General features: G+C 63.5%; 15 protein-coding genes and 1 other RNA gene. 9 read left to right on the forward strand and 7 right to left on the reverse strand.

Going from position 1 to position 14,348, the window contains the following annotated elements; translation table 11 throughout:
* Positions 1-22: 22 nt before the first annotated feature.
* The 6 genes from RQH86_RS16730 to RQH86_RS16755 form a co-directional block, all read right to left on the reverse strand.
* On the reverse strand, positions 23-541 hold the full coding sequence (locus RQH86_RS16730) for a hypothetical protein (protein WP_311238630.1): 519 nt from the start codon (positions 539-541) through the stop codon (positions 23-25).
* A complete protein-coding gene (gene ybeY / locus RQH86_RS16735; RefSeq protein ID WP_055851860.1) occupies positions 541-1,026 on the reverse strand; it encodes an rRNA maturation RNase YbeY in 486 nt (161 codons plus the stop codon). The genes RQH86_RS16730 and ybeY overlap by 1 nt, the downstream gene beginning before the upstream one ends.
* Positions 1,027-1,081: 55 nt before the next feature.
* Positions 1,082-1,954, reverse strand: a complete 873-nt coding sequence (locus RQH86_RS16740) for a hypothetical protein (protein WP_311238629.1) — start codon at positions 1,952-1,954, stop codon at positions 1,082-1,084.
* 178 nt (positions 1,955-2,132) lie between these two features.
* Entirely contained in the window at positions 2,133-3,119 is a 987-nt protein-coding gene (locus tag RQH86_RS16745) for a PhoH family protein (RefSeq protein WP_055852306.1), read from the reverse strand.
* A 688-nt stretch (positions 3,120-3,807) separates the two neighbouring features.
* The gene (miaB, locus tag RQH86_RS16750; RefSeq protein ID WP_115527957.1) at positions 3,808-5,277 is read right to left on the reverse strand and encodes a tRNA (N6-isopentenyl adenosine(37)-C2)-methylthiotransferase MiaB; all 1,470 of its coding nucleotides are present in this window, start codon (positions 5,275-5,277) and stop codon (positions 3,808-3,810) included.
* Between the two features lie 64 nt (positions 5,278-5,341).
* A complete protein-coding gene (locus RQH86_RS16755; RefSeq protein WP_311238628.1) occupies positions 5,342-5,962 on the reverse strand; it encodes a glutathione S-transferase family protein in 621 nt (206 codons plus the stop codon).
* A 109-nt stretch (positions 5,963-6,071) separates the two neighbouring features.
* Here RQH86_RS16755 and RQH86_RS16760 point away from each other — a divergent pair, with 109 nt between their 5' ends.
* From RQH86_RS16760 to RQH86_RS16800, 9 genes are all read left to right on the forward strand, one after another.
* Complete coding sequence (locus RQH86_RS16760; protein ID WP_311238627.1) at positions 6,072-7,037, forward strand: WYL domain-containing protein; 966 nt, start codon at positions 6,072-6,074, stop codon at positions 7,035-7,037.
* A gap of 49 nt (positions 7,038-7,086) precedes the next feature.
* Positions 7,087-8,076: a lytic transglycosylase domain-containing protein gene (locus RQH86_RS16765; protein ID WP_311238626.1), complete on the forward strand. Its 990-nt coding sequence runs from the start codon at positions 7,087-7,089 to the stop codon at positions 8,074-8,076.
* Between the two features lie 366 nt (positions 8,077-8,442).
* Complete coding sequence (gene petA, locus RQH86_RS16770) at positions 8,443-9,087, forward strand: ubiquinol-cytochrome c reductase iron-sulfur subunit (RefSeq protein WP_055851876.1); 645 nt, start codon at positions 8,443-8,445, stop codon at positions 9,085-9,087.
* Positions 9,087-10,346, forward strand: coding sequence for a cytochrome bc complex cytochrome b subunit (locus RQH86_RS16775; protein WP_055851880.1), 1,260 nt, complete (start codon positions 9,087-9,089; stop codon positions 10,344-10,346). Before petA ends, RQH86_RS16775 begins: the two co-directional genes overlap by 1 nt.
* Complete coding sequence (locus RQH86_RS16780) at positions 10,339-11,097, forward strand: cytochrome c1 (RefSeq protein WP_055851883.1); 759 nt, start codon at positions 10,339-10,341, stop codon at positions 11,095-11,097. Before RQH86_RS16775 ends, RQH86_RS16780 begins: the two co-directional genes overlap by 8 nt.
* 727 nt (positions 11,098-11,824) lie before the next feature.
* Positions 11,825-12,460, forward strand: a complete 636-nt coding sequence (locus tag RQH86_RS16785) for a glutathione S-transferase N-terminal domain-containing protein (RefSeq protein ID WP_024939278.1) — start codon at positions 11,825-11,827, stop codon at positions 12,458-12,460.
* 78 nt (positions 12,461-12,538) lie between these two features.
* Positions 12,539-12,979, forward strand: a complete 441-nt coding sequence (locus RQH86_RS16790) for a ClpXP protease specificity-enhancing factor (RefSeq protein ID WP_115513199.1) — start codon at positions 12,539-12,541, stop codon at positions 12,977-12,979.
* A gap of 32 nt (positions 12,980-13,011) precedes the next feature.
* Entirely contained in the window at positions 13,012-13,386 is a 375-nt protein-coding gene (locus RQH86_RS16795) for a hypothetical protein (RefSeq protein ID WP_311238625.1), read from the forward strand.
* 94 nt (positions 13,387-13,480) lie between these two features.
* A non-coding RNA gene (locus RQH86_RS16800) (sX9 sRNA) lies at positions 13,481-13,557 on the forward strand.
* A gap of 75 nt (positions 13,558-13,632) precedes the next feature.
* Here the strand turns inward: RQH86_RS16800 and RQH86_RS16805 are convergent.
* Positions 13,633-14,013, reverse strand: coding sequence for a DUF3301 domain-containing protein (locus RQH86_RS16805; RefSeq protein ID WP_311238624.1), 381 nt, complete (start codon positions 14,011-14,013; stop codon positions 13,633-13,635).
* Positions 14,014-14,348 lie beyond the last annotated feature (335 nt).

The raw sequence follows: 14,348 nt of genomic DNA on the forward strand, positions 1-14,348 counted from the left end.
TGCGCTGCCGGGCGCCGGGTTTTTAGGGCAGGTCCAGGCTGTAGCCGCAGCCGACCACGGTCTTGCCCGGATGCGATTTGACGTTGGTCACGCTGAGCACGACCGACTCGATCATCGCCTCACCGGTCTTCGGGTTGGTGGTGTCTTCGCTGACCAGCTCGCGGCCGTACATGACCTTTTCGGCGTTATCCACGCCCAGTTCCAGGTCCAGCTGTTTGGCCAGCGGGCGCGGGTCGGGCAGGTCCAGGATCGCCATGACGCTGGCGCCGGAAAACGCGATATGCGTGGTGCTGTGGCCGAACACAGTGATTGGCGTGTTGAGCGTGTATTCGGTCATGAACAGGTTGGACTGATCCAGCGGCGTCCAGCCCAGCGCAACCGCCTTGAGTGGGTCGGCCAGTACCGGCGCCAGGGCGTTGAAGTCGCCAATGCGCTGCCGGCATTCGATCAATGCCGGCAGGTCCGGGCGCACCGGTGCGGTCTGTGCCAGCACCGCTGACGGGCTCAGCAGCACGCAGATCAGGGCGAACCACGCGCGCATCAGCGCTCCCCCGCATACGGGTCGTCGATGCCGAGGTCGGCCAGGATTTCCCGCTCCAGCTGCTCCATGGCGTCGGCTTCCTTGTCGTCTTCGTGGTCCCAGCCCAGCAGATGCAAGGTGCCATGCACGGTGAGATGCGCGTAATGCGACGCCAGCGATTTGCCCTGTTCGGCCGCCTCGCGTGCCACCACCGGCGCGCAGATCACCAGATCGCCGAGCAGCGGCATTTTGATGCCCTTGGGCAGGCCTTCGGGCAGCTCGGCCGGAAAGCTCAGCACGTTGGTGGCGTAGTCCTTGCCGCGGTAATGATGGTTGAGCGAGCAGCCTTCCTTCTCGTCGACCACGCGCACCGCCAGGTCGGCCTCGCGGATGCGGCCCTTCAGCGCCGCGGCCACCCACTTGCGAAAACTCACCGCGGACGGCAGGCCGGCGCGCGGAAGCGCATAACTAACGGCAACGTCGAGGCGGACGGGTCCTTTGGTCATGGGAACACCAGCAAGTCAGATCAGACGGAGGTGACAGTATCGCGCGAGTGCTGCCTCACTGCGACTTCCAGTCACCGGCGCTGTAGGCGATTTCGATCACCTCGGCGGCTTTTACCAAATCTTCGATGCCAGCCTGCTTGGTCGATGTGTAGCAATTGAAGCCCAGATGCGTCTTGAGCTGGCGCGTCATGTCCACGGCGCCTTGCTCGGGCTTGGCTTTGGCGTCGAGGTGGATGGTCAGGTCCGCGCATCCGCCGATGTTGGTCACCTTCACTGCCGGTACGAGCGCACGTGCGGCCTGGTCGGCGAGCGCATCAAAGTCGGGTTGCGCGATGGCTCGCTGCGCTGCCGATACCCGTACCTTGACGTAGTAGAGCTGCTTGTAGAACAGATAGCCTGTGGAAAGCAGCGGCATGCCGGACGACGACAAGTCCATGCTGAGTCTCAACTTTTCGCCAACGATTCGCTCGGCATCGGCAATGGCCGCAATCACCTGGGCATCTACCGCATTGGCCGGGGTATGAGTCGGGGCATCGTCGCTTGTCAAGATGAACCTGGTCTGGTCCAGCTCGTCCAGCCGTGAATAGGTGCCTTGCGTACGCGCCGCGGCAAGATCCTGGCGGAAGGCGGTCATGCCGTGCTTGATGGCTTCGGCTTGATCACGTTGCCCGGCCGGATACACGAAGACATCGATGTTCAATTCCGAATGGTCGGCCATCGTGTAATGAAACCCGGCGCCCGAAACCTTGGCGGCCGGGTTGTAGGAACTGCGGGCGAGCCTGAATGGGCCAATATTCCTCGGTGCGGCCAGATAACTGGTTTCGATGTAAGCGCGGGAGGATGCACCGGCATTCTCCGCTGCGGCTGGCAACGCAGCCGGCGCAAGACCCAATAGGCAGACAGAGAACAAGACGCGATAGCCGACCATGCGCACTTCCTGTGCAGAGCGTTGTCCCAAGTGTAACGCTGTGGCGCTGCGGATTGGTGCGTGCAGATCCGCGCTGCGGAGGACGGCGGCACGATGGCCACGCCGAGAATTTCCGCAGTTTCTGGCTTGTCCTGAATTTGCACCAAGCCCCGCTTAGCAGGGCGCCATCGTTACACCGTCATGCTGCAGGTTCGGCAGGCTTTTCGACTAGGTCGCGCTTTTCATAAGCCTTGACAATACGCGCCACCAACGGATGCCGCACCACGTCGCGTGCTTCGAAGAACGTGAAGCTGGCGCCTTCCACATCGTGCAGCACCTCGATCGCATCGCGCAGGCCGGATTTGACGTGCTTGGGCAGGTCGATCTGGGTCAGGTCTCCAGTGACCACGGCAGTAGATCCAAAGCCCAGGCGGGTCAGGAACATCTTCATCTGTTCGATGGTGGTGTTCTGCGCCTCGTCCAGGATCACGTAGGCATCGTTGAGCGTGCGGCCGCGCATATAGGCCAGCGGGGCGATTTCGATGACGTTCTTTTCCAGCAGTTTGACCACCTTTTCCACACCCAGCATCTCGTACAGCGCGTCGTACAGCGGGCGCAGATACGGGTCCACCTTCTGGCTGAGGTCGCCTGGCAGGAAGCCGAGCTTTTCGCCGGCCTCCACCGCTGGGCGCACAAGGATCAGCCGCTGCACGCGCGATTCGTTCAAGGCTTCCACCGCGCTGGCCACTGCCAGGAAGGTCTTGCCGGTGCCGGCCGGGCCGATGCCGAAGTTGATGTCGTGCGTGGCGATCGCATGCAGGTACTTGGCCTGGTTGGCGCCGCGGCCGCGCACGGTACCGCGCTTGACCTTGATCGCCACGTCCTGCGCCTGGTAAGCACGGTCTGCCACATGCTCGACATTGGCGTCGGTCAAGCGCAAGTGGATCGCATGGTTATCGAAGGTGGTCGAGGCGGCTTCGTCATACAGCGCAGTCAACAGCGTCTGCGCGGCGGTGACTGCCGGCTCCGGGCCGGTGATACGGAAGATGTTGCCGCGGTTGGCGATCTCGACGCCAAGTTTTAGTTCGATCTGGCGCAGGTGCGCGTCGAACGGGCCGGCCAGATTGGCCAGACGCTCGGTGTCGTCGGGTTCCAGGGTGAAATCGCGGTAGGCAGGTGAGTTCATGGTGGGGTCGGACAGCGCGCGTGCGGCGTCGGTAGGGCGGCAGATGAGGGTAGCGCGCAGCATGTGATCCCACCAACAAACAGGCGGCGCCAGCGACAGCCGCCGCGCGTGCAGGCAGTTTTCCACAAGCGCTGTGGAGTCACGCATCACTAACCTGTGGATAGATTGCGTCAGCCTTACTGGCACAAGGTCTGAGAGCTATGTGGTGAAAAAATCACCAGTGCCTGTGAGGTTGTCCACATGCGGTGTGGATCGAATTCGGCAAAGCCTGTGGGTAAGTGTCACCACGCCTTGTGCTGCAAGGTGTTGCAGCGGTGTGGTGAAATTTTGACCACTGTAGCGGATGCGGTGAAATGCTGCGTTCAGCAATGTGGCCGCTCTGCGGCGCATCGCCGGATGCGCGAGTAGGTAGCGGCATCGCCTCCGGCAACGTGGCTATGCATCTCGCGCATCGCCCACGAGCAGCTTAAACAGCGAGTCCACTGCGTCGAGGCGAAGCAGGAGTCACGCGCGACAGCACGTGCGCCGCCTAATCCAGCACACGCGCCAGCAGGCAAGACGGCTGGCAGCTTGCATCGATCTTTCAGCAGTGGTGTGCCGACACGGCATCACGCGTGCAGCGCATGCGCGATGTGTGTTCGCTGCAAAGACTGTCTCGACGCAGCGCCGCACAACTGCGGCGCGTATGTCAGCTGGTGCTGTCGTCCAGTTGGATGCGACCACGTAGCGAATTGCTCATCGCCTCGGTGATCAACACATCCACAAACTGCCCGATCAGGCGCGGATTACCGGGGAAATTCACCGGTCGCATGTTCTCGCTCTTGCCGGTCAGCTCGTTCGGATCGCGGCGCGATGGGCCCTCCACCAGCACCCGCTGCACGCTGCCGACCATGGACTGCGAGATGGTCGCCGCATGCGCGCTGATATGTGCCTGCAAGCGCGCCAAACGCGCCTGCTTGACCGCATCGGGCGTGTCGTCTTCCAGGTCCGCAGCCGGCGTGCCGGGGCGACGCGAATATACGAACGAAAAGCTCTGATCGAAGCCGACGTCTTCGATCAACTTCATGGTCTTTTCAAAATCCGCTTCGGTCTCGCCGGGAAAGCCGACGATGAAGTCCGAGCTGATCGAAATATCCGGGCGCACCGCACGCAGCTTGCGGATCTTGGACTTGAATTCCAGCGCGGTGTAACCGCGCTTCATCGCCGACAGAATGCGGTCGCTGCCTGCCTGCACCGGCAGATGCAGATAGTTGGCCAGCTGCGGCACGTCGCGATACGCATCCACCAGCGAATCGGAAAACTCCAGCGGATGCGAGGTGGTGAAGCGGATGCGGCCAATGCCCTCGATCTGCGCGATGGTGCGGATCAACAGGCCCAGATCGGCGTACTGCGCCGCCTCGCCGGCATCGGCGCCATACGCGCCGCGATACGCGTTGACGTTCTGGCCGAGCAGATTGATCTCGCGCACGCCTTGCGCCGCCAGTTGCGCCACTTCCACCAGCACGTCTTCAAACGGGCGGCTGACTTCTTCGCCGCGCGTGTAGGGCACCACGCAGAACGAGCAGTACTTGGAGCAACCTTCCATGATCGATACGAACGCCGATGGACCATCGGCGCGCGGTTCGGGCAGGCGATCGAACTTCTCGATTTCCGGGAAGCTGATGTCCACTTGTGACTTGCCGGATTGGCGCCGTGCACGGATCAGTTCCGGCAGGCGATGCAGGGTCTGCGGCCCGAACACCAGATCCACATACGGCGCGCGCTTGACGATGGCTTCGCCTTCCTGCGATGCCACGCAGCCGCCCACGCCGATGATCACCGGCGTGCCGCCGGCCTTGGCGCGGTTTTCCTTGAGCAAGCGCCAGCGGCCCAATTGGCTGAACACCTTTTCCTGCGCCTTTTCGCGGATGGAGCAGGTGTTGACCAGCACCACGTCGGCGTCTTCGGGGTTGTCGGTCAGCTCCAGCCCTTCGGAGGCTGCGAGAACGTCGGCCATCTTGGCCGAGTCGTACTCGTTCATCTGGCAACCGTGAGTCTTGATGTACAGCTTGCCACGCACCACGGCGGGTGCCGCAGGGCGGGCGACCGGCAACGGCAGCAGGGCAGGTGCGTCCACGGCGGTGGCCGCGGACAGATCGGAAACAGATGTCCCGGGCATGGCGCTTATTCCAGGCGGGTGAGATAGCCGCACAGTTTACCCGCTCACGGCAGCGCTTGCGCTCCTAGCTTGCTGCCTGCGCGTCGACGCCGGTTGCGCGCGAGACTGCCGGGCGCTCGGTCATGCGTGCGATATAGGCGCGGGTCGGGGCCGGCGGGTCGATCATGCCGAATTGCACCATCCATGCCAATGCGCCGCCCCATAGCACGTCGGCTGCGCTGCAGCGCGTGCCCAGCAGGTAGTCGCCTTGCGCCAGCTGTGCGTAGACCACGTTCAGTACGGTGTCGGAGTCGGCATAGGGCGAGAGCGAGCGCGGTGGGGGCGAGCGCTTGAGCGCAAGGTCGACGATTGCCGGTTCGAATGCCGCGCCATAGAACGCCAACCAGCGGAGGTAGGCACCGCGGTCGGCGTCGCCCGGCGCAGGCGACAGGCCGGCTTCCGGGTAGAGCTCGGCCAGGTACTGATAGATGGCGCCTTGTTCGGTGACCACGCTGTCGCCGTGCACGATCGTCGGGATCTTGCCCATCGGGTTGATCGCGAGGAACTCCGGCGCAAGCTGCTGCTCCTTTTCCAGATCGATGATCTGCAGGCTGTAGCTGGCGCCCAGCTCTTCCAGCAGCACCAGGACACCGCGTGAGCGTGAGCGGGGATTGTGGAACAGGGTGATGTGGCGGTCGGCGGACATGGTGGGTTCCTTGAGAGCAGCTAGTGGTGAGGTGGGTTCGAGGTCATTGCTGATATGACAATCCTAAAGGGGCCTTGCGGACAGTTTCTGTCCGCAATACCGTCTCGCCATGGCTTCGACCGCTGCCCGTCTGTTGCGACTGCTTTCCTTGCTGCAAGGTGGCCGCAGCTGGCCGGGCGCTGCACTGGCCGAGCGCCTGGAGGTGCACCCGCGCAGCCTGCGGCGCGATATCGAGCGACTGCGCGAGCTTGGCTATCCGGTGCATGCGGCGCCGGGATCCGGTGGCGGTTACCGGCTGGGGCAGGGTGCGGCGGCCTTGCCGCTGCTGTTCGAAGAAGAAGAGGCCCTGACCGTGGCGATCGCCCTACGCGCGGCCGCCCCGGCCATCGCTGGCATGGATGCGGCAGCGGCCCGCGTGCTGGCGAAGCTGGACCCGCTGCTGCCGCGCCGGAGCGGTCAACGCGCCAGCGCCGCACACGCTGCCATGGCGAGCATGCCGATTGCCGAGGCGGGCACCCTGGTGGATGCGGCCTTGCTGGCGCAGCTTGCCGGCGCCTGCCGCGACCGCAACACGCTGCAGCTGGACTATCGACGTCACTCCGGCGTGGCCATCACCCGCTGCGTCGAGCCAGCGCTGTTGGTCAACTACGGTCGGCGCTGGTACCTGCTGGCCTGGGATTGCGAACGCCAGGATTGGCGCACGCTGCGCGCAGATCGCATCGATCTGGCGGTCTTTACCGGGGCCCGGTTCGGCGCACGTGCGCTACCGGAGGAGCCGCTGCAGTTGCTGCGCAACGCCATCGGCGAAGCGCCGTTCCCCTGTCGGGTGAGGGTGCGCCTGTCCGGGACGCTGGAGGCGTTGGCCGCGCAGGTTCCACCCTGGCTGGGCGCGCTGGAGGCAGACGGGGCAGGCCATTGCTGGCTTGGGCTGGGCGCGCCGAGCATGCCGGCGCTTGCCGCCAATCTGCTGTTGCTGGAGCTGCCATTCGAGGCGATTGCGCCGGACGCCCTGCGGCAGCCGCTGGTCGATGCGCTGGATGCATTGCGGACACGACTGCACCGGCCGTCGGCCTGAGCATTGCCGCCTCTTGGCAAGCCCGGGGCAAGCTGGGACACTCCGCCGCATGAAGGGGATGTCAAGATTGCTAGGGCTATTGCTTGTCACGTTGTCGGCTGCGCCGGTCAGCGCCGGCACGCTATACAAGTGCGTCAGCGGCGACGGCATCACCAGCTACCTGAGCAAGCGCCAGAGCGGCGCCACCTGTAGCGTCATCAGTAGCTATACCCCCGACCGCTCGGCCCGCCGTCCGCCATCTTCGCCTTCGCCTATGTACCCGGCGTCGGCAGTGTCCAGCGGTCTGGCCCGTCCCATCGCCAGTATCGACAGTGGCGCGCCCGCCACGATCATCAGCCCGCCACCACGGCGCGCGGCCGAGGCCGCTGTGGCGGCGCCGCGTGCGCTGCCGGTGGCAGAGCGTGCGACATCGATCATGCCGGCCGCCGCGCCGGCCGCCGCGGTCAACCCGCGCCGCGTGGTCAGCGGGCAGGTCTATTCGTATATGAAGGACGGCGTGCGCCATTACACCAGCGCACGTCCGCGCCAAGTGGCCAGCATCGAAGGGCTGCGCACCATCCACTACAGCTTCATCGAGACCTGTTACGCCTGCGGCGCCAAGCCGGGCGTCAACTTCGGCGCAATCCGGCTCAACACTGCGGCCTATCAGCAGGAGATCGCGTCCGCGGCGCGCGAGTTCGGGGTCGAAGAAGCCATCGTGCGGGCCATCATCCATGCCGAGTCGGCCTATAACCCGTTGGCGCTCAGTCGCGCCGGTGCGCAGGGACTGATGCAATTGATGCCGGGTACCGCACGCCGCTTCGGCGTCAACGATGCCTATGACGCATCGCAAAATATTCGCGGTGGCGTGCAATACCTTTCGTGGTTGCTGAAGCGCTTCAATGGCGACCTCACCCTGGCAGCCGCGGGTTACAACGCCGGCGAGGGTGCCGTGGACCGCTACGGTGGCGTGCCGCCCTACAGCGAGACCCAGCGCTACGTGCAACGCGTCGGCCTGCTGGCCGGCCGCTATCGTGGTCAGAGCGCAACCGCCAACTGAGCAATGCGCTGCGCCCCAGCACGTGCAGATGCAGGCAGCGCTGAGGTGGTGACTCAATGAGGCCTTGCCGTTCGCATGGTCGCCAGTGCTGCACACGCGCAGCGATGCCTCCGCTGCCTCATCGCGCCCTCGCACCGATGCGCCGTCTGCGCGCACTGCGTCACAACCATCGCTTGGGTTATCGCGCTTCGCAGGCACCACGACAGGCGACCGCGCACATCGGCCATTGCATCGCACATGCCCGACTGCGTACATTGCATTGTCTGTGCATTAAGCGTTCCGCTACACTGCGGTCGATTCATCGCGGCTGGACCCCCCGCCAGCCGTTGGCAGCCTCACGCTACCTAATTAAGATCGGAGAGCCGGATGGCCAACGATGGGGTTAACGCACCTGCTGATATCGGGCGTCGTCGGTTTTTGACCGCGACGACGGCCGTGGTCGGTGCGGTCGGAGCAGGATTTGTTGCAGTTCCATTCGTGAAGTCGTGGAATCCCAGTGCGCGCGCCAAATTGGCAGGTGCACCGGTGACCGCCGACATCAGCGCCTTGCAGGAAGGGCAACGGCTGGTCCTGGAATGGCGCGGTCAGCCGATCTGGATCGTCAAGCGCTCCAAGGCAATGCTTGATGCATTGCCGTCGTTGGACGACCGGCTCAAGGACCCCAAGTCCGAGAACAAGGACCAACAGCCCGAGTACGTGCTGAAGAACCCCGAGTACCGCTCGATCAAGTCCGATATCTCGGTGCTGGTCGGGTTGTGCACGCATCTGGGGTGCTCACCGGAAATGGTGGCCGAAATCCGGCCCGAGCCCTACGACCCGCAGTGGAAGGGTGGCTACTTCTGCCCCTGCCACAAATCGCGTTTCGACATGTCCGGCCGCGTTTTCGACGGCGTGCCCGCACCGATCAATCTGCTGGTGCCCCCGCATCACTATGTGGACGACAACACCCTGGTGATCGGCGTCGATCCGGATGGTGCAGGTCCGTCGACCAAAAGCACGGGGGCTGCCTGATGAGCAATATCCTGGTTCGTACCGCCAACGGTGTGTTCGAGTGGGTCAACGAACGCGCGCCCGGGCTGATGCCCACGTACCGCAAGCACATCAGCGAGTACTACGCGCCGAAGAACTTCAACCTCTGGTACTACTTCGGCTCGCTGGCCATCGTGGTGCTGGTGAATCAGATCGTCACTGGCATCTTCCTGACGATGCACTACAAGACCAGCGCCGCCGAAGCATTCGCGTCGGTCGAATACATCATGCGCGACGTGGAGTGGGGCTGGCTGATCCGCTACATGCACAGCACCGGCGCCTCGTTGTTCTTCATCGTGGTGTATCTGCACATGTTCCGCGGGTTGATGTACGGCAGTTACCAGAAGCCGCGCGAGCTGGTGTGGATTCTGGGCATGCTGATCTACCTGGTGCTGATGGCCGAAGCCTTCATGGGCTACGTGCTGCCATGGGGCCAGATGTCTTTCTGGGGCGCGAAGGTCATCATCTCGTTGTTCGGCGCCATCCCGGTGATCGGCAACGGGCTGACGGAGTGGATCATGGGCGATTACCTGCCCGGCGATGCCACCCTCAACCGCTTCTTCGCGCTGCACGTGATCGCACTGCCGCTGGTGCTGTTGCTGCTGATCGTGCTGCACATCGGCGCGCTGCACGAAGTGGGCTCCAACAATCCCGACGGCGTGGATATCAAGAAGGGGCCGAAGGGCAATCGCTGGGATGCGCACAAGCCCGCCGATGGCATCCCGTTCCACCCGTATTACACGGTGAAAGATCTGGTTGGCGTCGGCTTTTTGCTGCTAATTGCTGCCTTCATCATCTTCTTCGCGCCAGCGTTCGGCGGTCTGTTTCTGGAGCACGACAACTTTACCGAGGCCAATCGGCTGGTAACGCCGGAGCACATCAAGCCGGTCTGGTACTACACGCCGTACTACGCGATGTTGCGCGTGATACCGAACAAGCTCGGCGGCGTGCTGGTGATGTTCTCGGCGATCGCCATCCTGTTCCTGGTGCCGTGGCTGGATCGCGCCAAGGTGCGCTCGGTGCGCTATCGCGGCTGGATATCGAAGGTGGCGCTGGGCGTGCTGGTGGTGTGCTTCGTGTGGTTGGGCGTGATCGGCTCCGGCCCCGGCACCGATGCGCACGAAACCTATGTGGGGCGTGTGCTTACCTTCCTGTACTTCGCCTTCTTCATCACCATGCCGGTGTGGACGCGGCTGGACAAGACCAAGCCGGTACCGGAGCGGGTGACGACCCATGACTAAGCGCATCGTGATGTCATGGAAGTCGCGCGTGGCGGCACTGCTGTGTGGCCTGACCCTGGCCGCAGGCGCAATGGCGGCCGAAGGCGGGAAGGTGCAGCAGGCGGGCAACGATCTGGGCGACCGCGCATCGCTGCAACGCGGCGCGCAGTTGTTCATGAACTACTGCTCCGGCTGCCACTCGTTGAAGTACCTGCGCTACTCGCGCATGGCCAGCGATCTGGGATTGAGCGAAGCCGAGGTCATGGCCAATCTCAACTTCACCGGGGCCAAGGTCGGCGAGCATATCGAAGGCACAATGCCGCACGATGCGGCCACCAAGTGGTTCGGCAAGGCACCGCCGGATCTGACCTTGATCGCACGCGTACGCGGTACCGACTGGGTGTACACCTACCTCAAGTCGTTTTATCTGGATCAGACCCGTCCGCTGGGCTGGAACAATCAATTGTTCCCCAACGCGTCCATGCCCAATCCGCTGTGGGAGCTGCAAGGCCTGCAGCAGGCGCAATTCGGCCCGCCCGACAAGGCCACCGGCGACAAACCGGTTGAGGCGCTGAAGCTTGGGCAGCCGGGACGTCAGACCCCGGTGGAGTTCGACCAGACCGTGCGCGATATCGCCAACTTCCTCGAGTACGCCGGCGAACCGGCCGCATTGAAGCGGCAGAGCATGGGTGTGTGGGTGATCCTGTTCCTGGCGCTCCTCACCTTCATCGCGTACTTGCTGAAGACGGAATACTGGAAGGATGTGCATTGAGACTTGAGGGACGTGCATTGATCGGGGCGTAATCTCCGATTAATGCCTGCACCAAGCGCATGCCTCAAGCACGTACCAAGCGCGGACACTGACCTATATGCTCAAGCCCCTCTACCCACGGGAGAGGGATTGGGGTGAGGGCAGGCTAGCGCGTGATGCATGCACGACCGACCCATCGTTGCTGGCACGATGATGTTGATCTCGATAACGCGCGCAGATCTGCGCGGATACAACACGCACTGCAGGCATTCCGCAATGCGTCGCTCCGCTCACGACAGCGAAAGCACACCCCGGCAATAGCAGCCGCATACACCACGCGATCTGCGCAACCTGCGCAATGCTGCAGCGGCGTCAGCCAGTGGTCACACCAAGCCATACAACTCAGCGGTTCTGCCAATGCAACGTTGGCCGCTGCGGCGCGATGCCCTGCGGGGCACAGTCTTCACGAAGTGGCATCCAGGTGGGGGCATCGACTGCAATGCCACGCATCGGCTGTTGTCGGCGCCTGAACCGCATCGCCGCAAAGTGAGATCTCCGCCAAAACGGCGCAAATCGTCTGCCATGCCTGACAGCTCGACAACGTCATCGGCTACCCGTGCATTAATAAGGCCTATCACTCTTGGCTTTTGCGTGACGTGATTGCACACTCGAAGGACCGTGGTGACGGTCGGCGTTGGGCCGACCGCGCCGATGCGGCCGGCGGATTCCGGTCGTCGGAGAGCCTTGAATGGCGACGAGTGTGCGTATGCGGAATACCTTGACTTTGTTTTCGTCCAACGACGACGTGTTGTGCCACCGGGTCCGTCTGGTCCTGGCAGCGAAAGGGGTGACCTACGACCTGGTGCCGGTCGACCCGCAAAATCCTCCCGAAGATCTGATCGATCTCAATCCCTATCATTCGGTGCCGACGCTGGTCGAACGTGACCTGGTGTTGTATGCCGCATCGGTGGTCAGCGAATATCTGGACGAGCGCTATCCGCATCCGCCGCTGATGCCGGTCGACCCGCTGTCGCGCGCGCGACTGCGTCTTGCGATGTTGCGTATCGAACACGACTGGGTGCCGCAGGTGCAGGCGATCCAGCTCGGCAACAAGACCCAGGCCGAAGCCGGCCGCAAGCGGTTGAAAGAACTGCTCACCGCATCGGTGCCGCTGTTCAAGGCCAGCAAGTTCTTCCTCAATCCGGAAATGAGTCTGGCCGATTGCGCGATGGCGCCGATCATCTGGCGACTGGATGCATTGGAAATCGGTCTGCCTAAGGATGGCAAGGCGATCGAGGACTACGGCAACCGGATCTTCCGCAATCCCGGTTTCATTCGCAGCCTCACCGATCAGGAAAAGAAGCTGCGTGATTTGCCGGGCTGATGTGACGGCTGTATGCCAACAGACCGACTTGCGAGCGCGTCGCCGCCGTTGCGGGCCATGTCCGGGTAAAATGACGTCATGAGCGAAGATTTCCCCCGCATGACCAGCCATCGCCCGTACCTGTTGCGGGCCTTGGTCGAATGGATCAACGACAACGGCATGACGCCGCACGTTTTGGTGGATGCAGGACTGCCCGGCGTGCAAGTGCCGGCCAGTGCTGTCAAAGATGGCCGCGTTGTGTTGAACATCGCCGAGCGCGCCGTGGTCGGGCTGCAGGTCGACAACGAGAGCGTGAGTTTTACTGCGCGCTTCGGCGGCGTCAGCTACCCGGTGATGGTGCCGATGGCCGCCGTACTGGCGGTCTACGCGCGCGAAACCGGGCAGGGCATGGCGTTGCCGGACGACATTCCCGGCACCAGCAGCGAGCCACCGGATCCCGGTGCTCCGCCGCCGAGCGCGCCTGCGCCGGATGAGCCGCCAAGCGGTGGCAAGCGCCCGCATCTGCGCGTGGTCAAGTAAGCGCGCGCAAGGTGACTGACCGCGGCGTTCCCATGCTGGTGGAACGCGCGCGTCATGTCGATTGCAGTGAGCCGGATGCGTCCGGCTCGGTCGATTACCACTACGAGTACGACATCTATCGCTTCACGCAAGGCGCGCGCTGTCTTGTGGCGCGCAGCTATGTCGATACGCCCGATGAAGCGCACTTTCTCAGCATCGAAGTGGGTGGCAAGTCGCGGCTGTTGAAGCGGGCGGACATACAGCATCCGCTCTGCCTGTTCGCACAGGCACAGTTGCGTCGCGAGGGTAAGCAGCAGCTGCGCTGGTTGAGCGGCAGGGGCGACGGTTACGAGCCGGTGCCGGATGGCGCGGCAGCTCCGATGGCCGGATCTGGCTGGAGGTCTGCCGTTCGTCGCTTGATCGACTGAGCCAAGGACAACGCACGACGACAGTTGCGACGAATAGCGCCTAACAACGTGCTGCGTTCATCGCCAAGCGGGCGCGGCCGGCGTTCGGTACGGCAGGGACCAACCGTCCACTCCGGTTCTGAGCGCGCCGCCCGCACCCACCTGACGACTGCTCGCGAGGTTACGTTACCCGCTATTCGCTGGCATCAGGCATCAATCAGATAGCTGCAAGACGAAGGCACCAGGGCAGGTGCCAACGCAGCCTGCTCATTCCAGCCGTTCTTGCTCCGGGTGCAGCGCACGTACCGTTGCAACCTGCGGCCCGGTGAAGGCAATCAATTGATCGCCACGCAGCACCAGCTTGCCGCTGTGGCGATCTGAGCCATCGTAGGAATACTCGAAGCGGAATGTGCGCTCGAAGCCCAGCCATCCATTGGGCATCCTGCAGATGCGCAAATTGGTGGAGTGCACGCTCTGGTCCAGCCACTGCACATCCGCAGCACGGCAGGCATTGCGGCCGAGGATATCGGCGCGTTCGGCTGCGGCCCGCGACGAGTTCCAGAACGCGAACAGCGCGGCGCCGGCAATCATGAAGAGGATGAGGCTGGGCATGCCACCAATGTGCCACGGCTTGCGGCCGATCGACAATCGTCCGCTCGGCCCGCAGCGTTGCGTCAGCGACGCCATCATCGCCAAGCAAGCGGCGGTGCTCCCAATCCCGCACCCCGCAGTCTGGTCCCAGCCATGCCGCACCGGAAGCTGCTATCAGAACGTAGCGACCCGCTGCGACGCGGACATGGACGGTACACGGGCACCAGAATGCAAGCGCGATACACAAGAGTCCTAGCACCGGCCGCGCCCGTAGGGTGCTCGCGCTTTAGCCTTGCTTGCTCGTACCAAGAGCGGCCAGCACAACGTAGCGAGCCACCGCGAAGCGGACGCGGACGGTACACGGGCACCAGAGTGCAAGCGCGATAAATAAA

This window comes from Xanthomonas sp. WCS2018Noco2-27, from assembly GCF_031843525.1.
Classification (GTDB): Bacteria; Pseudomonadota; Gammaproteobacteria; order Xanthomonadales; family Xanthomonadaceae; genus Xanthomonas.